The organism is Thalassospira indica (assembly GCF_003403095.1).
Taxonomy (GTDB): domain Bacteria; phylum Pseudomonadota; class Alphaproteobacteria; order Rhodospirillales; family Thalassospiraceae; genus Thalassospira; species Thalassospira indica.
Genome location: NZ_CP031555.1, coordinates 153,890 through 175,955 on the forward strand (window position 1 = coordinate 153,890; position 22,066 = coordinate 175,955).

20 protein-coding genes are annotated in these 22,066 nt (G+C 54.5%); 7 read left to right on the forward strand and 13 right to left on the reverse strand.

Features of this window, described 5'->3' with window-relative positions:
- The first annotated feature begins 165 nt into the window (after positions 1-165).
- The 3 genes from DY252_RS00720 to DY252_RS00730 all read left to right on the forward strand — a co-directional run bounded on the left by DY252_RS00720 (position 166) and on the right by DY252_RS00730 (position 2,796).
- The gene (locus tag DY252_RS00720; protein ID WP_064788035.1) at positions 166-1,836 is read left to right on the forward strand and encodes an adenylate/guanylate cyclase domain-containing protein; all 1,671 of its coding nucleotides are present in this window, start codon (positions 166-168) and stop codon (positions 1,834-1,836) included.
- A gap of 179 nt (positions 1,837-2,015) precedes the next feature.
- Complete coding sequence (locus DY252_RS00725; protein ID WP_064788318.1) at positions 2,016-2,513, forward strand: Hsp20 family protein; 498 nt, start codon at positions 2,016-2,018, stop codon at positions 2,511-2,513.
- Between the two features lie 16 nt (positions 2,514-2,529).
- Positions 2,530-2,796 carry a DUF1150 family protein gene (locus DY252_RS00730; RefSeq protein ID WP_064788034.1) on the forward strand — a complete coding sequence of 89 codons (267 nt, stop codon included), beginning with the start codon at positions 2,530-2,532 and terminating at the stop codon, positions 2,794-2,796.
- Between the two features lie 91 nt (positions 2,797-2,887).
- Here DY252_RS00730 and DY252_RS00735 read toward each other — a convergent pair whose 3' ends face one another.
- The 8 genes from DY252_RS00735 to cobA all read right to left on the reverse strand — a co-directional run bounded on the left by DY252_RS00735 (position 2,888) and on the right by cobA (position 12,091).
- A complete protein-coding gene (locus DY252_RS00735; protein ID WP_064788033.1) occupies positions 2,888-3,640 on the reverse strand; it encodes an MBL fold metallo-hydrolase in 753 nt (250 codons plus the stop codon).
- A gap of 214 nt (positions 3,641-3,854) precedes the next feature.
- Positions 3,855-5,345, reverse strand: coding sequence for a methyl-accepting chemotaxis protein (locus DY252_RS00740; RefSeq protein ID WP_064788032.1), 1,491 nt, complete (start codon positions 5,343-5,345; stop codon positions 3,855-3,857).
- A 662-nt stretch (positions 5,346-6,007) separates the two neighbouring features.
- Positions 6,008-7,483, reverse strand: coding sequence for a methyl-accepting chemotaxis protein (locus DY252_RS00745; protein ID WP_064788031.1), 1,476 nt, complete (start codon positions 7,481-7,483; stop codon positions 6,008-6,010).
- Between the two features lie 109 nt (positions 7,484-7,592).
- On the reverse strand, positions 7,593-8,057 hold the full coding sequence (locus DY252_RS00750; RefSeq protein ID WP_008888934.1) for a YcgN family cysteine cluster protein: 465 nt from the start codon (positions 8,055-8,057) through the stop codon (positions 7,593-7,595).
- 88 nt (positions 8,058-8,145) lie between these two features.
- A complete protein-coding gene (locus tag DY252_RS00755; RefSeq protein WP_082923381.1) occupies positions 8,146-9,489 on the reverse strand; it encodes a cobyrinic acid a,c-diamide synthase CobB in 1,344 nt (447 codons plus the stop codon).
- 61 nt (positions 9,490-9,550) lie between these two features.
- Complete coding sequence (locus tag DY252_RS00760) at positions 9,551-10,165, reverse strand: SCO family protein (RefSeq protein ID WP_064788030.1); 615 nt, start codon at positions 10,163-10,165, stop codon at positions 9,551-9,553.
- Between the two features lie 181 nt (positions 10,166-10,346).
- Positions 10,347-11,123 (reverse strand): sulfite exporter TauE/SafE family protein, encoded by a 777-nt coding sequence (locus tag DY252_RS00765; protein WP_064788029.1) that lies wholly within the window; start codon positions 11,121-11,123, stop codon positions 10,347-10,349.
- Between the two features lie 104 nt (positions 11,124-11,227).
- Positions 11,228-12,091, reverse strand: coding sequence for a uroporphyrinogen-III C-methyltransferase (gene cobA / locus DY252_RS00770; RefSeq protein WP_064788028.1), 864 nt, complete (start codon positions 12,089-12,091; stop codon positions 11,228-11,230).
- 224 nt (positions 12,092-12,315) lie between these two features.
- Between cobA and DY252_RS00775 the strand changes: the two genes are divergently transcribed.
- Positions 12,316-13,434 carry a cobalt-precorrin-5B (C(1))-methyltransferase gene (locus DY252_RS00775; RefSeq protein ID WP_064788027.1) on the forward strand — a complete coding sequence of 373 codons (1,119 nt, stop codon included), beginning with the start codon at positions 12,316-12,318 and terminating at the stop codon, positions 13,432-13,434.
- A gap of 83 nt (positions 13,435-13,517) precedes the next feature.
- On the forward strand, positions 13,518-14,303 hold the full coding sequence (locus DY252_RS00780) for a cobalt-precorrin-6A reductase (protein ID WP_064788026.1): 786 nt from the start codon (positions 13,518-13,520) through the stop codon (positions 14,301-14,303).
- 106 nt (positions 14,304-14,409) lie between these two features.
- Here DY252_RS00780 and DY252_RS00785 read toward each other — a convergent pair whose 3' ends face one another.
- Both DY252_RS00785 and DY252_RS00790 read right to left on the reverse strand, forming a co-directional pair.
- Positions 14,410-15,417, reverse strand: a complete 1,008-nt coding sequence (locus DY252_RS00785; protein ID WP_064788025.1) for a complex I NDUFA9 subunit family protein — start codon at positions 15,415-15,417, stop codon at positions 14,410-14,412.
- Between the two features lie 247 nt (positions 15,418-15,664).
- On the reverse strand, positions 15,665-16,546 hold the full coding sequence (locus DY252_RS00790) for an SDR family oxidoreductase (RefSeq protein ID WP_064788024.1): 882 nt from the start codon (positions 16,544-16,546) through the stop codon (positions 15,665-15,667).
- A gap of 268 nt (positions 16,547-16,814) precedes the next feature.
- Between DY252_RS00790 and DY252_RS00795 the strand changes: the two genes are divergently transcribed.
- Both DY252_RS00795 and DY252_RS00800 read left to right on the forward strand, forming a co-directional pair.
- Positions 16,815-17,633: a tetratricopeptide repeat protein gene (locus tag DY252_RS00795; RefSeq protein WP_064788316.1), complete on the forward strand. Its 819-nt coding sequence runs from the start codon at positions 16,815-16,817 to the stop codon at positions 17,631-17,633.
- 105 nt (positions 17,634-17,738) lie between these two features.
- Positions 17,739-18,767, forward strand: coding sequence for a substrate-binding domain-containing protein (locus DY252_RS00800; protein WP_064788315.1), 1,029 nt, complete (start codon positions 17,739-17,741; stop codon positions 18,765-18,767).
- Between the two features lie 46 nt (positions 18,768-18,813).
- Here DY252_RS00800 and DY252_RS00805 read toward each other — a convergent pair whose 3' ends face one another.
- The 3 genes from DY252_RS00805 to DY252_RS00815 form a co-directional block, all read right to left on the reverse strand.
- Positions 18,814-19,626: a class I SAM-dependent methyltransferase gene (locus DY252_RS00805; protein WP_064788023.1), complete on the reverse strand. Its 813-nt coding sequence runs from the start codon at positions 19,624-19,626 to the stop codon at positions 18,814-18,816.
- The gene (locus DY252_RS00810) at positions 19,623-20,297 is read right to left on the reverse strand and encodes a glutathione S-transferase family protein (protein WP_064788314.1); all 675 of its coding nucleotides are present in this window, start codon (positions 20,295-20,297) and stop codon (positions 19,623-19,625) included. The genes DY252_RS00805 and DY252_RS00810 overlap by 4 nt, the downstream gene beginning before the upstream one ends.
- A 219-nt stretch (positions 20,298-20,516) precedes the next feature.
- On the reverse strand, positions 20,517-22,037 hold the full coding sequence (locus tag DY252_RS00815; RefSeq protein WP_064788022.1) for a cobyric acid synthase: 1,521 nt from the start codon (positions 22,035-22,037) through the stop codon (positions 20,517-20,519).
- Between the last annotated feature and the right edge of the window lie 29 nt (positions 22,038-22,066).

Here is a 22,066-nt window from a genome sequence, read left to right on the forward strand (position 1 = left end):
GGCTTTTTTCGTGCCTGAAGATGCAAAACACTTTATCAACCAAAGATGTTGCATGATCCTGTTCAACCATGGACGCACAAAAATGATGTGATCGACCGCAGAATGTCGACGTTCAAGTTTGGACCACCGAGAGACCGCGCAAATGAACAATAGGCACCCGAAGCGATGATCCAGAATCTGCGGCTGTATTCCGGCCTGACCATGTTTGCCTATGTGCTGACGCATTTGCTGAACCATACAGCAGGCATCGTTTCACCGGAACTGATGGAAAAGGCCGGCGAATACACCACGGAAGTCTGGCAGTTTCCACCGCTTGAGATCCTGTTGGTGTTGTCACTGATAACGCACTTTTTGTTGGCAACCGCACGCCTGACCAGCCGCCGCACCTTGCGCCTGCGCAAATCGGAATGGGCACAGATGATCCTTGGACTGTGCATTCCGTTCCTGCTGTTTAGACACATCATCGCGACCCGGGTTATCGATCTGGGCTTTGATGTTGATTCACCGTTTGAGCGCGTTCTTCTGGATCTGGCCGTGTTTATTCCGCATCAGGGCATCTTGCAGGCGATTACGGTGATTGTTGTCTGGGCGCATGGCTGCATCGGCATTCATTTCTGGCTGCGGGTCAAACCGTTCTATCCGAAATGGCGCAATACGCTTGGCACGCTGGCCATTCTGATCCCGACACTTTCGCTTGCCGGTTACTCAGCCGCAGCGGCCGAAGTGATCCGCCGCGCAGAGGAAGGCGGACGCAAGTATGTGTTTGGGGTGATTGATGCCGCCAATGTCAATCAGGACGCCATCACCTTCTATGAAAACGCCATTTTGCCCTTCACGATCCTGAGTATCGCCCTTGCGCTGGCACCATTTGGTGTGCGCCAGATCCGACAGACCTTTGATCGGGTCAAGCGCGGCCCGATGCTGAGCCTGCCAAACGGGCGTTTCGTGCGTGTACCGCCCGGTGCCACAGCGCTTGAGGCGCTGCGCGATGCCGGTGTTCCGATGGCATCGGTTTGTGGTGGACACGGGCGCTGCACGACATGCCGTATTCATTGTGGATCAGGTAGTGATCACCTCGCCCCTCCCGGCGATATTGAGGCCGCGGCACTCAAAAGCATTCAGGCCCCCAAGGGCATGCGCCTTGCCTGTCAGATCAGACCGCATAATGATCTGGCGGTCGCCCCGCTTTTGCCGCCCAACGCAACCGCGCGTGACGGCCGGCGTCCTGGCGGACTTTCGGGCAGTGAAAGACAGGTTGTTTGCATCTTTATCGACTTGCGCGATTCAACCAAGCTTGGCGAAAGCAAGATGCCCTACGACGTGCTTTTCATACTCAACCAGTTCTTTGCCGAGATGACCGAGGCATTGCGCGGCACAGGTGGTTATTACGCCCAGTTTACCGGCGATGGCCTGATGGCGCTTTATGGCCATGAAAGTGATGACACCGAACGCACCATCCTGCAGGCCTTTGAGGGAGCCGCCGAGATGCTGCGCCGGATTGAAGGCCTTAACCTGCATCTTAAATCGGAACTTCCACATGCGTTGCGCATCGGAATTGGCATCCATATGGGCAAGGCAATCGTTGGGGAAATGGGCCCGCCCGGCCGGGAAAACATCAGTGCAATCGGCGATACGATCAACACCACCGCCCGCCTTGAAGCCCAGACCAAGGGGCATGGGGTACCGTTGGTGATTTCCAAGACGCTGTTTGATCACGGGCCGATTCCCTTGCCGGAAAACGCCGTGATGCACGAGGTGGCGCTCCGCGGTAAGGATCAGTCGGTTGCCTATTATGCGCTTGAAACGATGCCAGATCTGACACAAACCAAGAATTAGTCGATGTCTTATGTCTGTGCCGCAGGCAAGGCTTGACTATTGGCGGGAAAACCACATTTATTTGAATATATCAAACGTTCGGTGCCGAATGCGTCGGGTCGAACACTTAGATGCCCGGAACGCACAATGCGTGGGATCTGAAAACAACCACACTCGCTCTGATGGAGGAGGTGCTGCAAATGTCACGAATTTCAATGTTCAACAGCCCGTTGCTTTTGGGTTTTGACCAGATCGAACGCGTTCTTGATCAGGTCTCGAAAACCAAGGCCGAGGGCTATCCGCCCTATAACATCGAACAGATTGGTGAAAACAAACTGCGAATTACCGTCGCAGTTGCCGGATTTGCCGAGGAAGACCTGTCGGTAACCACTGAAGACAACCAGCTGATCATTCGCGGCAAACATACCGATGATGACAGCGAACGTGTTTATATTCATCGTGGCATTGCGTCACGACAGTTCCAGCGCTCCTTCGTTCTTGCCGAAGGCATCGAAGTCGTCGGTGCGCATCTGGATAATGGTCTGCTGCATGTTGACCTGAACAGACCCTTGCCGGAACCGGTCGTTCGTGAAATCGCGATTGGCTCGAACAAGAAAAAAGCTGTGCCGTCAAAAACCATCGACATGAATGTCGAGGACGAGGACAGCAATGCTGATCAAATAGACAGCAAAGCCTAACCAAGGAGTGGTTCAAATGACAAATCGACCAAATAACCACGATACCGAAAGCGATCAGCGGATCGGCCAGGATACCGGTCTTCTGTCAAATGGTGACTTCGCCCTGTTGGGTATTCATGATTTTGCCTATGTGCGTCCGGTTCCCAATACAGAGAATGACAGTGACGAACTGGTCTATGGCGTCTTCACCGCCGACGGCACCCACATCGCGTCGTTCGAAAACCATGCCGTCGCGGATGCGGCCATCCGCCAGCACGACATGGAACCACGCGCGGTTCACTAATCAGGAATGTGTTTCCTGCAATAATGCCCGAATGCCCGGCCTTGTGCCGGGCATTTTTGTTTTGCCTTCGGTTCCGGGAACACTTGTCCACTCAGCGGATTTCAATCACTTCGCCGGGTGCCGCGATACGGACCTGTTCATTTCCCCTGATCATCTGGGCCATTTCCGCACGGACATTGCGTTTAATGTGATAAAGCCAGAATCGCGCGCCGGGCATGTCAGAGGCCAGTTTCAAAACCGTTTCCAGATCACAGTGGGCTGCATGCTGCGGGTCATGCTTGATCAGATAGGTTTCCTGAAACACCAGATCCGCACCCGTAAACAGGGCGGCGGTTTCTGCTGTTACGTTGCCATCACCGGAATAGGCAAATCCCTTGTCCGCGTAGCGCAACAGGATCGCGTGATTCTGCACACTGTGATCGGACCGTGCGAAACGGCATTCAAACGGACCAATTGTATTTGTCTCGGCAATCGAATGCCAGATGATGGTAAACGGCCAGGCTGACCCAAGCCCGGTAAAGCCGAGTTCCATCAGTTTTTCAAGGTGCGTGCGTAATTGCGGGCTGCACAAAATGCGCAACGGCTTTGAACGACCGTCATCGCGCCAGTTCAGCATGACCGGTACAAGACCGAACACATGATCGGGATGCATGTGGGTGAAATAGATCGCATCAATCGCGTCGGGATCGGGAAACTTGGCCATCAGCCGCCCGGCCGCCGTTGCCCCGCAATCGATCAAGAGACGAAAATCGCCCGCAGACACCACGACCGACGAATTTTCAAAGTTCGGATCGAAGGCCTCGCCCACACCAAGAACATCAATGCGCAGATGATCGCTGTTCATTTCCTTATCGCCCCGTATTTCCCCTGCAAGCCCGGAGTATATCAGCTCCAAGTGTCTCAAGCCGACATTCTTGTGACTTCTCCCTGCTTAAGGCAAGTGGTTCCCCGCAGGATACCTTGATCATCTTCAAACTGTCATACTCCATGACAAAAGGGCGGAGCCAAACGGCTCCGCCCTTTTAATGGCAGCTTTCGATCGAAGAAATGGGCCTTGATTAGCGTGTCAGCACTTCGGCCGCTTCGCGCGTGCGCTGTACAGAGGATGCGACCGTATCGGTCGTCGTGCGAATGGCAGCAAGGTTATCTGACATGTTTTCGACAGACCGGGCCATGTCGCGCACGCTGGTGCTGACATTTTCGGTAACCGCTGTTTGCTCTGTCACCGCCGAAGAGATGTTGGTGACATCGTTACGGACGGTTTCAACCGAACCACGGATGGTCTCCAAAGCACCTGCGACCTCGGCGGAAATTTCCTGAATACCGGTAATTTCCTGGGTAATGTCTTCGGTGGCACGCGCCGCCTGATTGGCAAGGTTCTTGACCTCGTTGGCAACAACGGCAAACCCTTTGCCAGCTTCACCGGCACGGGCACTTTCAATCGTCGCGTTTAGTGCCAGCAGGTTGATCTGCCCGGCAATGTTGCGAATGACTTCAACGATATTACCCATCTCGTCAACCACGCCCGTCATGCGCTGGGTCATTTCGTTGGCGGTGTTGGTCTGCTCGTAGGCGCGCTCGGTTGCGCCCTGTGACTGGGCCATGCTTTGGGAAATCTCGGCAATCGAGGCGGCCATCTGCTCGGTGCTGGCCGCAACGTTGCGGGTCAGTTCCATCGTGTTGGTCGACGCATCAACGCTTTGAACCGTGCGCGTGTTAAGCTCGGTGATATTGTTGTCGATCTCGGTAAAGTTACCGTCGATCATTTTTTTAAGGTCGATCAGAAGCTTGGTTTTTTCGGTGATATCGGTGGCAAACTTGATCACCTTGATCGGTTTGCCAACAGCATCAAGAACCGGGTTATAGGTCGCTTCAATCCAGACTTTCTTGCCGTTCTTGCCCACGCGGGCGAACTGACCAGCCTGGAATTTTCCCTGGTTCAGGCTTTGCCAAAAAGCCCGGTACTCTGACGAATTTTTCTGATCTTCCGGCAAGAACATGCTGTGATGCTTGCCCTTGATTTCATCAAGGCTGTAGCCCAGCACAGACAGGAAGTTTTCATTGGCGGTCAGAATCGTGCCATCGAGATTGAACTCGATTACCGCCTGCGAGGTGCTGATCGCATCAAACACGCTTTGCAGCAACGCACGTTCGTTACGACGTTCGGTAATGTCGGTCGCAAACTTCACGACTTTGGTCACATTGCCTTTCGCGTCGAGGATCGGGTTGTAAGTGGCTTCAAGCCAAATCAACGATCCGTCACGACGTTTGCGCGGGAAGGCCCCGGTCAGAAACTCGCCTGACGCCAGTCTCTTCCAGAAATTTTTGTAATCTGCCGAACTGATAAGCTCTTCGGGGACAAACAATGCGTGATGCTTGCCAATAAGATCGCTGGCCTTGTAGCCCATCGTCTTTTCGAAGTTTTCATTCAGCGAGAGGATCTTGCCTTCCGCGTTGAATTCGATGCGTGCCATTGAGCGACCGAGCGCAGCGGTGACTTGTTGTTCATTACGCGCCTCGGACTCACCCTTAAAAAATCCAATACCCACTTTTATACCCTTTGCGTAAACGGGTTTATCCCGTTAATTCCCGTCAGCCTCGCGGGGTTATTGACCGTTTGGTCGTAATTATGAACGTGTGAACCAGTCTGTCATACACATGCATGACCCAACCTAGCCCTAAGAGCGTTCACTTCTCATGCGAGAGGATACGGTGAGATCTTCAACACAGATCATTCCCGGTTTTCAAACGGCTTGCGTTTGATGAGTCAGATGTTCGGAATTTCTTGCAGTTTTTCAAACTTTGCATCCGGTACGCTAGGTTCTCAGCCATACCGGTCGAAGTTTGAAATATCTCTGTCTTTGAATAATTGATCCCACTTTGAACATATGATCATTCATACCCAACAATATACTTTTGGCTGGGGCAAGACAAATTGTTTATTCGCCCTGAGTAAAACAACTTTGGATAATAAATTCTGGTAGAAACGCGGGAATGATTTTAAACTTAAACTTGTAATACAACGTACTATTACAATTCTTAGAGTTTAAAGATTTTCGCAGGCACCATCGGAACTTCACATTCCTTTCACCAAAATATTTTTGCTATCGAAGGATTCCAACCCTTTGGTGTAGCTACAACGAAGGGTCATATTAGCCCATTTGGCGTGCACTACCGCAGGTGAGGAAGCTCTCAACTGATTTTAATCTCGTTATTTGGCAAGAACAGATGCTGCTTCGCGGGTCTTTCTGACTGAATCAGCCACGCGGGATGTTGAAATCCGAATGGTTTCCAGATTACTGGTCAAGCCTTCCACAGACGACGCCATGATGCGCATATTATTGGTCACACCGTTGGTGACGGCACTTTGCTCTTCGACGGCGGACGAAATACTGGTTACGCCGTCACGTACCGTTTGAACCGCCCTTTGAATGGTTTCAAGCGCACCGACAACCTCGCCCGAAATAGCCTGAATGCCTGAAATCTCTTCGGATATATCCTCTGTCGCCTTGGCTGCTTGATTGGCGAGGTTTTTGACCTCGTTGGCAACAACGGCAAAACCTTTGCCCGCATCACCAGCACGCGCACTTTCAATTGTTGCATTCAGTGCCAGCAGATTGATCTGCCCGGCAATATTGCGGATGACTTCAACAATATTGCCCATGGCATCAACAACCTGCGCCATGCGCTGGGTAGAGTCATTGGCCGTAACCGTTTCGGCAAAAGCCCGTTCTGTCTCCGAGCGCGACTGGCTCATGCTTTGTGAAATCTCAGCGATGGAAGACGCCATCTGTTCGGCACTGGCAGAGACTGTCTGGACCGTGTTTGATGTTTCTTCAGACATCGAAACACTCTGGTCAGCGGAACTGTTGAGCTCACCCAGGTTGCCGTCGATTTCGCTGAAGTTCGTATCGATGATCTTTTTCAGATCCAGCAAAAGCTTGGTTTGTGCGGTAATGTCGGTTGCAAACTTCACGACCTTGAAAGGACGCCCCACCGGATCAAGAACAGGATTGTAGGAAGCGGAGATCCATACTTCCTTGCCGCCTTTGCCCAGGCGTTTAAACTCGCCAGAGTTGAATTCACCGGCATTCAGGGCTTTCCAAAAATCCTTGTATTCTTTGGAGTCCCGATAAGAAGGTTCGACAAAAATGCTGTGATGCTTGCCTTTGATTTCGTCAAGCGTGTAGCCCATCACATCCAAAAACATCTGGTTTGCGGAAATAATGGTGCCATCAAGCTCAAACTCGATCGTCGCCTGTGATTTCTCGATGGCGCGAAAGACACTTTGCCACATTGCGCGTTCGACACGACGCTCTGTGATGTCAGAAGCGAGTTTGACGACTTTCTTGGGTTTGCCATTGCGATCGAGAATTGGGTTGTAGCTTGCTTCAAGCCAAATCATCTGGCCATTTTTTTTCCTTCTGGCCATTGCGCCAGAAACGAACTTGCCAGAACGAAGCTCTTCCCAGAACGCTTCATATTCCGCCTTGTTAAAATCCGACGGCATAAACATACGGTGATGCTGGCCTACAATTTCATCAAGCTCATATCCCATCGTCTCTAGAAAGTTCTCATTGGCCCTGACGATGGTCCCGTCCATGTTGAACTCAATAACAGCCATGGACCGATTCAATGCCTCGTAAATCTGGGCTTTTTCTTTATCACCAGCATTGCTGCCAAACATCGCTATCCCCTGAACATTTCAACCTATGATTTCATTCAGGTGGTAAAGCGGGATGTTTATTACAAGGAAGGTTTCTGATCTCTGCGGTGTAATTATCCACAGTTCAGAATCAGGCAGGCCACTTCACGATATAGCGTGTCAGATCAGGATGGGCTTCGTCTTCGGGGATGGCCATACCACGCACGGACATGCCTGCCATAATGGCCGAGTCTGCGACACCTGTCTTAAGCGGATGCCAGTCGGGTAGTGGTTTTCCTTCTGCCATCAGGCGATAGGCACAGGTGGATGGCATCCAGGACAGGGTTTCGACATTTTCCTTGGAAAGCTGCACACAATCGGGAACATGCTGGGTCCGATTGGGGTAATCCTTGCAGCGGCACGTATGACAATCAAGCAGGCGACACGCGACCGAGGTGTAATAGACAAAATCGTCTTCTTCGTCCTGCAGCTTGTGCAGGCAACATTTTCCACAGCCGTCACAAAGGGATTCCCACTCCGCTTGCGTCATTTCAGCAAGAGTCTTGGTTTCCCAGAACGGTTCAGGTGGCAATGCGACGCGGTCTTTTTTATCCATGATCTCTCTCAGTCGGGCCGTCATTGAGACATAACATAGTCTAACCCGCGCGCAATCCCCGTCGCATTCAAGTCTGACAACGGATTGATCAACTCTCTGCGATCATGTGGAAGAAGGAGCCAAAAACACTTCCATCCACCAGGCCGGCAGGACCTAGATCAAGACCCGTCGCCGTTTTCATCCGGCATAACGGCATGCCGTCTTCGGAGAGCGTAGTCGCATAGTGGAATTCATGACCACGCAGCTTCATGCCTGCCGGACCAAACGGGGTTGGAATGCCCAGCTGCGCCTCTCGATAGCCAAGATGCAGCCTGCGGCTGGCAAAGCTGGTTTCAAGCGGTAAAAGACCAAGCATTTCGTGGCGCGTGCCACTGGCATCAACAAGGCCGTTGCCAAGTGTCATGTACCCGCCGCATTCGCCGTAAATCAAGATGTTTCGTTGGGCCGCATCGTGCATGCCGGCCCGGAAAACCCTGGCTGCGGCAAGGGTTTTGGCATGAAGTTCCGGATAGCCGCCGGGCAGATAGACGGCATCACAATCCGGGTTCGGGGCCTCGTTCGCCAGTGGCGAGAAAAAGGAAATTTTCGTCCCCACCGCACGCCAGCCATCCAGAAGATGGGGGTAGCTAAACGCAAAGGCCGCATCACACGCCACCGCAACATGACGGCCAAGCGGGGCAATCACGGGTGCTGTCGGCGTGGGTTTTACAGATTTTTTGGCTTTCTTGGCCTTCCCGGCCTTTTCACCCATCAGTGCGATCAAGGCATCAAGATCGACATCTTCACTAATGATATTGGCGGCACGATCGAGAAACGTCTCAAGCTCGGCATGTTCGCCGGCCTGCACCAGACCAAGGTGGCGTTCCGGCAGGATCAGGTCTTCGCTGCGCCTAACCGCACCTAGCACTGGCAGATCCGGCAGATGTTTGGCACAGGCATCAACAATCATCTGCTTGTGGCGGTCACTGCCCACCCGATTAAGGATCACGCCGGCAACATTGATGTCATCGCGAAATTTGGCAAAGCCGGAAATTACTGCCGCTGCAGAGGCCGACTGACCCTTCACATCGACCACAAGAACAATCGGCCACCCGCCAAGGGCGGCAAGATCGGCGGTCGATCCATCACCGTTGGCGGCACCATCGAACAAGCCCATGACGCCTTCGCACATCAAAAAGGCTTTGCCGTGCGTGTGATCGCGGGCGAGACCCTTGATCTGGTCCGGCTTCATCGCCCATGGATCAAGATTGATGCAGGTATCGCGACAGGCAGCTGCCTGAAAGGCCGGGTCGATATAGTCCGGCCCGGTTTTGGCTGCAGCAACAGCATGACCTTTGCGCGTCAGTGCACGCAAAAGGGCGAGCGTAATGACGGTCTTGCCACTGTTTGACGCAGGTGCCGCAATCATGACTCCCGGAATGGTGTCTGGCATGTTGGGCTGTTCTCCGAGCCGAATTTATTCGCCATGATCATGGCATTGCGCGACGGAATAATCAGCCGTTGTTTTTAACCGCCTCGGTCACGCCCTTTGCCATGTCTTCCGGGCTGGTGCCGTAATTGAAGTGGCGGACGAATTTACCTTCGCGATCCATCAGATAGACGAAGGATGAATGGTCCATCAGATAGGTATCGGTATCCTCAGGCTCACCTTCCGGGATCGCCTTCGCATAGTAAACACGAAACGCCTTGGCGGCCGCCGTTGTCTGTTCAACGGTGCCGGTCAATCCAACCATCCGATCATGGAAATAGGGAACGTATTCGGCAACCGCTTCGACCGTATCGCGTTCCGGGTCGACCGTGAAAAAGACGGGTGTGATTTCATCTGCGATGCCCTGGGGCATCATATCAAGTGCTGTTCCCATGACCTGCAATTCGGTCGGGCAAACATCCGGGCAGAAGGTATAGCCGAAATAGGTCAGCATATATTTGCCCTTGAAGTCATCCTGAGTGACAGTTTCGCCATCCTGATTGACAAGCTCGAACGGCCCACCGATGGAAGCTGCGCCAGATGAATTGGTTTCAGTCCCCATCATCATCAGTCGATAGGTCAAACCGATCCCGAGAACCAGCGCAATACCCAGAATTGCCAGAAGCGTCTTTTTGCTCACGCGTCGATCCTTATGTCTTTGCCGGTTACGGACAACCGATCCTTGTGCGTCACAACCTGACCCGGCACTATAAATATCCCGGCGATACTTGCAAGATCAGCACCTGTGGGAAAGCTCACACTCAGTCACAATCCCGTTTAAATGCCGACCTTCTGCATACAGTTCGAAGCGCCGGCACCGCTTATGCAATCGTGGTCGCTGCCAATGCGAACAGGATTATCCCATTGATGATCATAAGCCCGCGCCCAACCGGCACCATCAGGGCCCGGAACCGCTGTGCGGCATATTGGCCGACAAAGCCTGTGACAAACAGCATCGGCACCGTGCCAAGGCCAAACACCAGCATCACCGCCCCGCCATTAAGCGCCGCACCGGTGGCGGCCGCCATCACAAGCGCGCCATAAACCAGACCACAGGGAATAAAGCCCAGCATCACGCCCAGCAAATATCCCCGCCAACCATATGGGGCCTGGAAAAGCCCACGCGCATGATTGCCAACCAGCTTGTTCCACCAGCGTGATTCGCCGGTCGATGGCAACAAACCGCCAAGATGGGGCATCAGGCCCAGAATGCCGAACAGAAGGAAAAACACACCGGCCGCAATCAGCAACACCGGCCCGATCCACCACACCCGGGTGAGCGCACTGATGCTGTCAGTGAAATAGCCGGCCAGCACGCCCAGCAGGCAATAGGTCGACAAACGCCCGAACTGATAGGGCAGGAGTGCGGCACCGGTGAGACGGCGAAACTCGCTCATTTTCTCGACCGGGAGCTGTTCCATCCGGCTGGTGACCTGACTGATCACGAACGGGCCGCACATGCCGACACAGTGGGTCGCACTGCCCACCAGTCCCGCCACCAGTGCCGTCAAAAGCACCCCGCCATCCGTGCGCACGATATCGGCACATTGCGCCCAACCGCTTTCAAGGATGCGTATCAATACCTGCTGTTCGTCCATGATCCATCCGGGTCAAAACATTTGCGCGCGATTGTACAGTCGCGCGTCCCACCGGCAACGATATATATCAATCTGTTGGAACCTTATCCGGACGGGATCAAAGTTCAGTTTTTGAGGGGATCTGCCGGTGCGGTGATCAGATCAAGCACCTGTTCGAACGGCACATGGCGCACCGCGGTCACATCGTCCTGCGGCGACAGCCAGTTCAGACGATCCCGCAGGCCGACAACCTTGCCCAGAATGCACACCGCAGGCGGCTCAACACCTTCGCGTTCGACATCGTCAGCCGCCTTTTCAAGAGTGGTGATCAGAATACCCTGTCCCGGAGTGGTCGCCTGACTGATCACGGCAAGCGGTTCATCCGCGGCCCGGCCATTTGCCATCAGTTCCGACGAAATCCGGCGCAGATGTTTCATGGCCATATACATCACAAGGACCGGCGCACCTTTGGCCAGTGCTGCCCAGTTGATGTTGTCTGGCACTTCGCCACTGGATCCGTGGCCGGTGACAAAGGTCACCGACGAATTGCAGTCACGATGCGTGGTCGGAATACCGGCATAGGCCGCACCGGCGATCCCGGCGGTAATGCCCGGCACCACCCGGAATGGCACATTGTGATCAACAAGGGTCATGCCTTCTTCGCCGCCGCGTCCGAACACGAACGGATCACCGCCCTTAAGGCGCAAAACACGCAGGCCCTGTTTGGCCAGTTCAACCAGTTGCAGGGAGATATCGGTTTGTTTGGAGGATGGACGACCACCGCGCTTGCCCGCATAGATGCGTTTGGCATCGGGACGCAAAAGGTTCAAAATCCGTTCATCGACCAGCGCGTCAAAGACAACAACATCGGCCTGTTGCATGGCGTTGACAGCATGCAGCGTCAGAAGACCGGGATCACCGGGTCCCGCCCCAACAAGCCATACCCAACCCGGTTCAAAAACCGGAAAATCAACACCAAGACCAGTCATCACGCAGTACTTCTATTAAATGAAATGCAGACCTCTGTGCAGGACCACATCAAGAGGATATGTTAAACAGCAATCAAACGATACGCACAACTTATTTCCGAAATTTTTTAGTATAACTTTTCAAATAACATAAATAATGATGTTTAATTGAGTTTCCATCGCGGACGTTACCCGTGACCTCAATACCGAAAACATCGACTGGATTGACAGGAAAAAATCAACTGATGACCAGAAAACCGGATGGACCGCTGCGCAAGGGATGGACGACGGGGGCCTGTGCCACCGCTGCGACCCGTGCCGCGTGGCAGGCATTACTGTCCGGCGATTTTCCTGATCCGGTCACCATTACCCTGCCACGCGGGGAAACTCCGTCCTTTAAGCTGATCAAGGCGGAAAAGGGTGATGGCTGGGCGCGGGCCAGCGTGATCAAGGATGCCGGCGACGACCCCGATGTCACCCACGGGGCAGAAATCATATCGACCGTGCGCATCGGAACACCGGGCAACGGCATTTCATTCCATGCCGGTGACGGGGTCGGCACGATTACCAAACCGGGTCTGCCATTGCCCCCGGGTGAGCCCGCGATCAACCCCAAGCCACGCGAAATGATGATCGGACAGATCACCGAGCTTTGTAATCAGTTTGGCGTATCAACCGATGTCGAGATCGAGATTTCCATTCCCGGGGGTGCAGAGATTGCCACCAAAACGTGGAACGGGCGATTGGGGATTGTCGGCGGATTATCGGTTCTGGGCACCACGGGCATTGTCATCCCGTTCAGTTGTTCAGCGTGGATCCATTCGATCCATCGCGGGATTGACGTCGCGCGTGCGACCGGGCGCGACCATGTTGCCAGTGCGACCGGCAAAACATCAGAGGCGGCCATTCGTGCATTCTATGGCCTGCCCGAAGAAGCCATCCTTGATATGGGCGACTTTGTTGGCGGGATGCTGAAGTATCTTCGCAAGAACCCGATTGCCTTTGTCAGCATCGCCGGTGGGTTTGCCAAACTGGTCAAACTTGCCCAGGGGCACCTGGATTTGCATTCAAGCCGATCACAGGTCGATTTTGATCGGCTGGCAGGAACAATTGCAGCGTGTGGCGGGGATAAAACGCTGCAAGACAAGTGCCGCACGGCCAATACGGCCAAACAGGTTCTGGAACTTTGTCAGGCGGCGGACGTTAAGATTGAAGATGCGATTGCCCGTCAGGCCTGCGAATCCGCACGCGCCACATTAGACGGTGCATCGGCAGTTGAAGTCGTTATTACCGACCGCAACGGCACCATCATTGCCCGCCACGGGATTGGCGAATTTGATCAATTCCGACCGGTGGCATCGTAAGCAGCAGTTCGTTAATCTGTTCCCGTGTCTGCACAACAAACAGACCATCCAAGGTCATAAAGCAACAACAAGGTTCTTTGCCCATGTCCCTCTCCCGCCCTGCCGATCGTCCAAAACGCATCCTTATTTTTGGCGGGACCGGAGACGCAAATCGCATTGCCGAGGACCTGATGCATGAATTTGGCCGGGATGTTCGTTTGCAACTCTCGCTCGCCGGGCGCACCAGCGCGCCGAGCCTTCCTGATGGCGTCCCAGTTCGCATCGGCGGTTTTGGCGGGCCGGAGGGCATTATCACCCATCTCAAAAATGAACAGATTGATCTGGTGATTGACGCCACCCATCCCTATGCCACCGAGATTTCCCATAATATCGCCCAAGCCTGTCATGCCGTAGCGATGCCCTGCATCCAGTATCACCGACCTGCCTGGCAGCAGACCAAAGATGACAATTGGATCTTGGTAAAATCTATCGAAGAAGCTGCCAAAATCCTGCCGGAAGTCGGCGCGCGCGCTTTGATCGCAAGCGGTGCGAAGAACCTGCACGCGTTTGAAGGGCTGGAAAAAACCTGGCTGCTTGTTCGCACCGTCGATGCCCCGCGTGATCCGTTTGATCTGGAATTTGGTGAATGGCTGTTTGCGCGTGGCCCGTTCAGCGTTGAAAGCGAGACGGAGCTTCTTGAACGCAACGAAATTGATGTGATCGTCAGCAAAAACAGCGGTGGTGAGGCGACCTTTGCCAAGATCGAAGCGGCGCGGAACCTTGGCATTCCGGTGATCATGATTGAACGGCCGGGCGGGGAGCCGGTCATTCAGGCCCCGTCACGTTCTGAAATCATCGATACCGTTCGTGAGACCCTTAAGAAGGTCTGATGGTCCTGTGCACGCGGCCGATATCCTTGGCACCTTCGAGGCAAGAAAAAACCCCGCCAAAAGTTTGGCGGGGTTTTCTTTTTGATCGTCTGATCAGCCGTGCGCCTTAGACGAAACGGCGGAACTCACCGGATTTACGCGGCGGGCAGAACCGTTTGAGGTAAGACGGCGCAATTGCTTCGAGGCTGTTTGGCGTAATGCCAAGTTCGGCAAAACCGTCCGCACCCTCGGAAACCACGTTATCGGTTTTAAGCAGACGCACCTGATCGGGCGTCAACGGCGGAACCGGCAGGAATTGCAGGAAGAATGCCTTGATTGAGGCCAGCCAGAACGGAACCGGCATCAGAATGGCACGCTGACGGGTGATCCGCAGCATGTCCTGCAGAAGCGCCATGAAGGAATAGGTTTCCGGTCCACCAAGCTCATAGGTTTTGCCAGCAGATTTGCCTTCGGTGAGGGCCGTGACAAAGGCATCGGCAACATCGCCAACATAGACCGGCTGGAATTTCGGGCCGCCTTCGCCGTGCAGATCAACCTTGCCTTCGCCCAGATCAACTTTCGGAAGGCCTGGTGCACCAACAACAGGCAGCATCGGCGAGAAACGCGCCATGGTGGCAAACTTGTTCAGGAAGTTGTCGTTCGGGCCAAAGATCACCGACGGTCGGAAGATCACCGCATCCGGGAACGCTTCGCGCACGGCCTTTTCACCGGCGAGTTTGGACGTCGCATAGTTGGCAGAGGTGTTTTTATCCACACCCAGTGCCGACATATGCAAAAGCGTCTTTACACCGGCTGCCTTGGCTTCCTCGGCAATGCGTTTGGCCGCCTTGACGTGGATATTGAGGAAATTCTTGCTGCCGCGTTCATAGAGAATGCCAAGCAGGTTAATCACCGCTTCGGAACCCTCGAGCGCCCCCTTGATGCTGTCTTCGTCGCGCACATCGCAATGGACCGGAACGACCTGCCCCAGATTGCCCATCGGTTTGAGTTTTTTGACGCGTTCAAAGCTTCTGGTCGGGACACGAACGATAAAATCACGCTCCAGCAGACGCTTGACGATATGACGTCCGACAAATCCGGTGCCGCCAAAAACGGTTACGATACGACGATCCATGCTTGCTCTCTCCTTGCCGGTCGGGACGATGCGGACGATGCCCACATCAGATGCCCGTGCTCGGTGGCCTTGGGGTCCGGAACGCCAAAACGATCCGGTCCGAAACTGATCCTGTGGAAAATCATATGGTGCCTGAACATACGGCGTCCAAACAGACGACAATATGATTTTCCGCAGGCTCTTGGGTTATATACGACCCGCAATTGTGGTCAACAATGCGGTTTTATGAAACGTTTTCGTCTCTGCCCTACAATTTGGCCAGTATTTCATCATGAAGTGCCAGCAAACCGGCCCGATAATCCGGATAGCGCAGCTTAACACCCAATTCCTGTTTGATCCGCGCATTTGAAACCCGTTTGTTGTCTTCATAAAAACTGGCGGCCATCGGGCTCAGCTTGGCGGTGTCAAAATCCTGTTCGGGTGGTGGATCGATACCTAGCAAGCCGCAGGCATGCGCAATCACATCCTGAGGTGGGGCCGCATCATCATCACACACATTATAGGCCGCCCCGCAATTGGGCTGTTTGATGGATGCCAGAACCGTCTGTGCGATGTCATCAACATGGATACGTGAAAAGACCTGACCGGGTTTGACGATCCGGCGTGCGCGGCCCGAGCGGACGGTTTCAAGCGCGTTGCGACCGGGGCCATAGATGCCCGCCAGGCGGAAGCTTTGCACACACAGATCATGACGACGGCCAAGATCAAACCATGCCTTTTCAGCCGCCACGCGCCTGCGGCCGCGCTTGCCGGTTGGCAGAAGATCATCATCCTCGGTGACTTCGGCACCATCCCGATCACCGTAAACCCCGGTGGTCGACAAATAGCCAATCCATGTACCCGCCGGCAGTGCCGCAAGATCACTGCCATGATGATGGATCACCGGATCGCCCATCCCACCGGGCGGGGCCGATGAAAGGACATGCGTCACGCCCTCAAGCGCGCTTGCAATTTCGGCAATCGGTTGATCATCGGAAAAAATGAAGGGTTCGATGCCTTCGGATTTCAGCTGTTCGGCCTTGTCCGCGCTTCGCGTGGTTCCGGCGATTTTCCAACCCTCTGCCTTAAGATCGCGGGCAACAAGGCGGGCGGAAAATCCCAATCCGAAACAGAACAGCTTATTGGTCATCAAGGCACCTTTTGTGACGGCAAATTCGTGTGAAGGGCACAGTAACGGCCTTGCCACACACAAACAAAGTCTTTTGGCAAAACCTTTTGGACCGTGATTTGTTCCCGCAACCTGTGGCTTTCGGGAACAACAATCATCTTGTTGCCGTTTTCATGGTGTGAGACTTCACGAATGTGCGTTTACAGATATGCGCATTCAGCCATGGTGGATCGATCGTGTGATCTTCTATGGTGACTGCCATAAATTTTGCCAAAGACGGAGCTTTTTCATGTCACGACTTTTCGCAACCTCGTTCCTAGCACGCGCCACCGGCTTGCTGTGTCTGGCGGGGTTTGTCGGCATCTATGGCGCAGGCGTGCCTTCCGCCATGGCCCAGACCGAAAGCAACGGTGGCATGACACAGGAAGAAAGCCAGCAATATCGTGACTGCATCAAGCTGGCCCAACTTAAACCCGAAGACGGATTTGAAAGCGCGATTGCCTGGCGCGATCTGGGTGGCGGGGAACCGGCCCGCCACTGTGTTGCCGTCGCCCTGATATCGCTTGGCAAGTACGAAGAAGCCGCCACACGCCTTGATGCTCTTGCCAAGGACAGCACGGCAGGGCCCGGTGTGGTTGCCGGGATGCTGGCCCAGGCAGGCCAAGCCTGGATGATGGCCGATAACCTTGAATTCGCCTGGCGCGATCAAAGCCGCGCGCTTGAACTGGTGCCCAACAACCCGCAGCTTTGGGTCGATCGTGCCATGGCACTTGGCCTTGCCGGGCAGTATTGGGAGGCGATTGATGACCTCAATGCCGCCCTTGATCTTCAACCCGACCATACCGAGGCGCTGATTTACCGGGCATCTGCCTGGCGACTGCTTGAAAGTTACGATTTGGCAATGACTGATATCGAACAGGTTCTGAACCGGGAACCCCGGAATGTTCAGGCGCTTTTCGAACGTGGCAAGCTCCATCAGATTGCCGGTGACAACGATCTTGCACGGCAGGACTGGTTAACTGTCATAGAACTTTCAAATGGAACCTCTGTTGCTGACGCGGCAAAAGCGAATATAGAGAAGATGGATGTTCGCACCGGATCGGACTGACGGAGACCGTCAGTTCAGAAAACAGGTTCACGGTGATCGATTTCCTTGTATATGACCGGTAGAACCATTTGCCGGACCATCACCGGATACGTTTTGGGGGACGAAATGCGTCGCACGCTTGCCTTGGCTACCCTTGCCGCATCGATGGCACTTCTGACATCGCCTGCCGCAGAGGCCCGCGATCAGATCAGGATTGTCGGATCTTCGACGATCTTTCCGCTGACCACCAAGGTCGCCGAACATTTCGCCAAAACCACCGGCGCACCGGCCCCGGTGGTTGAAAGCACCGGTTCAGGCGGCGGCTTCAAGCTGTTTTGTGGCGGCATTGGCGCAGAGTTCCCCGATATTGTCGACGCATCGCGCCCGATCACCGGGTCGGAAACCGCAATTTGCTCGGCAAACTCTGTCCGCGACATCAGCGAAATTAAAATCGGCTATGATGGCATTGTCATGCTGGGTTCCCGCGAAGCACCGGGTATGGAACTTACCGCCCGTCAGCTTTACCTCGCCCTGGCGAGGACCGTGCCGGTCAAGGGCGCAAGTGTGCCAAACCCGCATGAAAAATGGTCTGATATTGATCCCAGCCTCCCGGACCTTAAAATCCGCGTTTATGGACCACCGCCGACTTCGGGCACACGCGATCTGATGGGGCAGCTGTTGCTTGATCAGGGTTGTGCGACATTTTCTGACATCGCAAGCCTTGAGGCGACCGATCCTGACAGCTTCCGCCTGTTGTGCCGTACCCTTCGTGAAGACGGCGCCTATATCGAAGCCGGGGAAAATGATCGGCTGGTGATCAGCAAGCTTGAAAAAGATCCGACATCATATGGCGTGATGGGCTTTAACAATCTGGAGCGTAACCGCGAACGTCTTCAGGGAGTTCCAATCAATAGCATTGAGCCGGATTATGAAACTATTCTTGATGGCAGCTATCCGGCATCGCGTGCGCTTTATCTGTACGTCAAGGATGATCATCAACAGCTGGTCCAGAGCCTTGGTGACTTTATCTCGACCTATGTTTCGGAAGCGGTGATCGGCGAAGAGGGCCTTCTGGCAGATAACGGTTTGGTGCCGCTAACCACTGAGGAACGCGCTGAAACCATGACCAGTGCCGCGAAATTCGCCGGTAACTGAGCAGCTGACGGATCAACACCAGTAGACGCAATAGAGCGGCCGGCCATCAGTCCGGCCGTTTTGCCATCCAGACCTGATTGCTGGCATATTTCGGGGGACTGCCCTGGAAATCCGAAAATTCCGATATCGAAACAAAACCGGACAGCTCCAACATCAGCCGCATTTCACTGCGATGAACCCAGCGCAGGTGATGCCAGCAATCCTCGCGCGTAATCACGTCACCCTGATCGTTGATTTCTTCAAACCGCCAATGTTCGCTGAACTTCTGGGTCAGGGGCTCATTGGTACGTTCCATCGCCGTGATGCGAAGCCGACTGCCCGGCTGCCCGACGCCTTTTGGCATCGGAAAGATCGGCAGTTCGACGTGCTCCGGGTCACCTTCTGGCAGGCAATAGCGCAAATCCGGGTCCATCAGATCCAGTGCGATCGCCCCACCGGGTTTCAGATGGGCAAAGGCGCACTCAAGGGCGCGCCGCTGCCCCTTGGCATCGGTGACTTCCTGAAGTCCGCGAAACGGGATGATCACCAGATCAAACTGCCGTCCCAGATCGAAGTCGCACATATTGCCAAGATGCCATGTCAGATCAGGGTAATTGGCGCGTGCCTGACCCAGCATGGCGGGTGACAGATCAAGGCCTTCGACCGCAATCCCAAGTTTGGCAATCGCGGCACTGATCCGGCCCGTGCCGCAGCCCAGTTCAAGCACGCCATTTTCATGCGCAAGGCTGGTCGCCAGATGCGTATAAAAGGGAATGGGGTCTTCAAAAATCTTGCGATCAAGATCAGCGCGAAGATCGTAACTGGCAGTATTTAACCCGCCTTCAGGGTAGAATTCATCAGATATGGATGAATCCTTCATTCAAAATCCAATTCCGCGTAATGGCTTGATGGAGGGAAACTTGCCTGCCGGTCTGCCAGAATATCGCGCATGGCAGGGCGGCTTTTGATCCGCATGTACCAGTCCTTGGCGCGCGGATGTTTTGACCAGTTGATGTCGCCCATATAGTCGATCACGGATACCTGTGCGGCAGCCGCCAGATCTGCCATGGTCAGATGATCACCGGCCAGCCAGTTCCGGCGTTCAAACAGCCAGCCGATATAATCCATGTGATAGGCGCCATTGGTGCGCCCGGCGCGCAGGACCTTGGTATCGGGGGTGCCGGTTGAGAAGAAGCGTTTCAGGAGCTTCTCGCCGAGCAGATGGTCAGTGACTTCGCGATTGAATTTGCCATCAAACCACGCGACAAGACGGCGGATTTCGGCGCGTTCCTTGGGGTCGGATCCAAACAGTTTCGGCTCGTCCTCGTACATCTCGTCGAGATACTCGCAGATGACGCTGGAATCACACAGCACCGTGCCGTCTTCTTCCTTGAGCACAGGCACTTCACCGGCCGGATTAAGCAGCAGGAAATCGTCACGCCGTTCCCATACCGGTTCAGCCGTGAGTTCGAAATCGAGCTTTTTCTCGGCCAGGACCAGACGGACCTTGCGCGAAAAAGGTGAAAGCCAAAAATGATATAACTGACGCATGAGCGTGAAGATACCCGACCAAGATGAACGTTTCGCAAAGACCCGGCATGGGGGCGTAAACATTCCATAAACTGCAACGAAGCCGGTTCGTTTCCAACCCGGAACTGCAAGATATCTCAAACCATGCAACGCGCGCGAAGTAAAGACCTTCAAGTGTGCGAAAGTGCAATTTTGCTATACGTAACGGGAATGCCTGACAGAAAGCTTAAACACGCCCTGTCACGCCCGGCTTTTTGCCAGTTCCAGCATGCCATCGAGATCAAGGCAGGCTTCAAGATGATCGGCCAGCTCATCAAGGGCGGCATCAATGCTGGCCTCAAAATGCGTCATTTTGTGTGCTTCGTCCGATCGCAATGCCGCCAGAAAGGCATGACGAAAATCATCGCTGGCAAACAGGCCATGCAAATAGCACCCCAGAACCCGTCCATCGCCACTGATCGCGCCATCCACCACACCATCCAGATCAAGCCAGCTTCGCGCCCGATCCGGTCCATCGGTCCGACCCATATGGATTTCATAGCCATTGACTGGTGTTCCGGCGGCAAAGCCGGCATGCCCGCCAACCGTAAGCCCCGTTGTTTTGCGCAGCGTCTTGTCACCCGCCATAACGGTTTCAATATCAAGCAAACCAAGGCCAGTCTCGCTTCCCGGCGCGCCTTCAACACCGTCCGGGTCATGGACCATACGGCCCAGCATCTGATAGCCGCCACAAATGCCGATCACACGGCCACCACGCCTGTGATGGGCGAGAATATCGATATCCCAGCCCTGATCTTTGACGAACCGAAGGTCTGCCATGGTCGATTTTGACCCCGGCAGCAGCACCAGATCACAATCCCCCGGGATCACTTGCCCCGGCTTGATCACCAGCAATTCAACATCATCCTCGGCCGCCAGTGGATCAAGATCATCAAAATTGGCAATACGCGGCAGATGTGGCACGGCGATGCGCAGGACTGCACCCGCGCCATCCCCGGCCTTGCGGTGATATTTCCCGGCCTTTTCCAGCGCTACGCCATCTTCGGCAGGCAGCTTATAGGCATTCGGCCAGTACGTTGCGATACCGTAACTTTTAAGTCCGCAGCGCTCATGAATGATGCCGGTGGCCGGTTCAAACAGCGACACATCGCCACGAAACTTGTTGATCACATAACCTTTGAGCCAGCGGCGATCATTCTCGGACAGCAACGCATGCGTGCCAACGATCGAGGCAATCACCCCGCCACGATCAATATCGCCGACCAGAATAACCGGAACGCCCACCGCCTCGGCAAAGCCCATATTGGCGATGTCAGAGGCCCGCAAATTGACCTCGGCCGGGGACCCGGCACCTTCGATCAGGACAAGATCGGCGTCACTTGCCATGACGTCAAAGCTTTCGACCACCTTGGGCAGCAGATCGCGTTTGAGCCGGTAATAATCGCGCGCCTTGGCGCTGGTCAGGACCTTGCCCTGCACCACGACCTGCGCCCCAATGTCGCTTTGCGGTTTCAGCAAAACCGGGTTCATATGAACTGTGGTCGCAACACCCGCTGCACGTGCCTGAAGCGCCTGCGCGCGGCCGATTTCGCCACCGTCATCAGTGACAGCAGCGTTATTGGACATGTTTTGCGGTTTGAACGGGCGCACCCGAAGGCCCCGACGCGCATAGGCCCGGCACAATCCGGCCACCAGCAAGGATTTCCCGACATCGGAACCGGTACCTTGCAACATCAGGGCGGGAACGGATTGCGCACTCATTCCGGTTTCAAAACTTTCTTTCAGATGAT

What these genes read in the sequence shown, in the direction of transcription:
- DY252_RS00720 (WP_064788035.1), top strand. Translation starts at nt 166, where the DNA reads ATGATCCAGAATCTGCGGCTGTATTCCGGCCTGACCATGTTTGCCTAT.
- DY252_RS00725 (WP_064788318.1), top strand. Translation starts at nt 2,016, where the DNA reads ATGTCACGAATTTCAATGTTCAACAGCCCGTTGCTTTTGGGTTTTGAC.
- DY252_RS00730 (WP_064788034.1), top strand. Translation starts at nt 2,530, where the DNA reads ATGACAAATCGACCAAATAACCACGATACCGAAAGCGATCAGCGGATC.
- DY252_RS00735 (WP_064788033.1), bottom strand. Translation starts at nt 3,640, where the DNA reads ATGAACAGCGATCATCTGCGCATTGATGTTCTTGGTGTGGGCGAGGCC.
- DY252_RS00745 (WP_064788031.1), bottom strand. Translation starts at nt 7,483, where the DNA reads ATGTTTGGCAGCAATGCTGGTGATAAAGAAAAAGCCCAGATTTACGAG.
- DY252_RS00750 (WP_008888934.1), bottom strand. Translation starts at nt 8,057, where the DNA reads ATGGATAAAAAAGACCGCGTCGCATTGCCACCTGAACCGTTCTGGGAA.
- DY252_RS00755 (WP_082923381.1), bottom strand. Translation starts at nt 9,489, where the DNA reads ATGCCAGACACCATTCCGGGAGTCATGATTGCGGCACCTGCGTCAAAC.
- DY252_RS00765 (WP_064788029.1), bottom strand. Translation starts at nt 11,123, where the DNA reads ATGGACGAACAGCAGGTATTGATACGCATCCTTGAAAGCGGTTGGGCG.
- cobA (WP_064788028.1), bottom strand. Translation starts at nt 12,091, where the DNA reads ATGACTGGTCTTGGTGTTGATTTTCCGGTTTTTGAACCGGGTTGGGTA.
- DY252_RS00775 (WP_064788027.1), top strand. Translation starts at nt 12,316, where the DNA reads ATGACCAGAAAACCGGATGGACCGCTGCGCAAGGGATGGACGACGGGG.
- DY252_RS00780 (WP_064788026.1), top strand. Translation starts at nt 13,518, where the DNA reads ATGTCCCTCTCCCGCCCTGCCGATCGTCCAAAACGCATCCTTATTTTT.
- DY252_RS00785 (WP_064788025.1), bottom strand. Translation starts at nt 15,417, where the DNA reads ATGGATCGTCGTATCGTAACCGTTTTTGGCGGCACCGGATTTGTCGGA.
- DY252_RS00790 (WP_064788024.1), bottom strand. Translation starts at nt 16,546, where the DNA reads ATGACCAATAAGCTGTTCTGTTTCGGATTGGGATTTTCCGCCCGCCTT.
- DY252_RS00795 (WP_064788316.1), top strand. Translation starts at nt 16,815, where the DNA reads ATGTCACGACTTTTCGCAACCTCGTTCCTAGCACGCGCCACCGGCTTG.
- DY252_RS00800 (WP_064788315.1), top strand. Translation starts at nt 17,739, where the DNA reads ATGCGTCGCACGCTTGCCTTGGCTACCCTTGCCGCATCGATGGCACTT.
- DY252_RS00805 (WP_064788023.1), bottom strand. Translation starts at nt 19,626, where the DNA reads ATGAAGGATTCATCCATATCTGATGAATTCTACCCTGAAGGCGGGTTA.
- DY252_RS00810 (WP_064788314.1), bottom strand. Translation starts at nt 20,297, where the DNA reads ATGCGTCAGTTATATCATTTTTGGCTTTCACCTTTTTCGCGCAAGGTC.
- DY252_RS00815 (WP_064788022.1), bottom strand. Translation starts at nt 22,037, where the DNA reads ATGAGTGCGCAATCCGTTCCCGCCCTGATGTTGCAAGGTACCGGTTCC.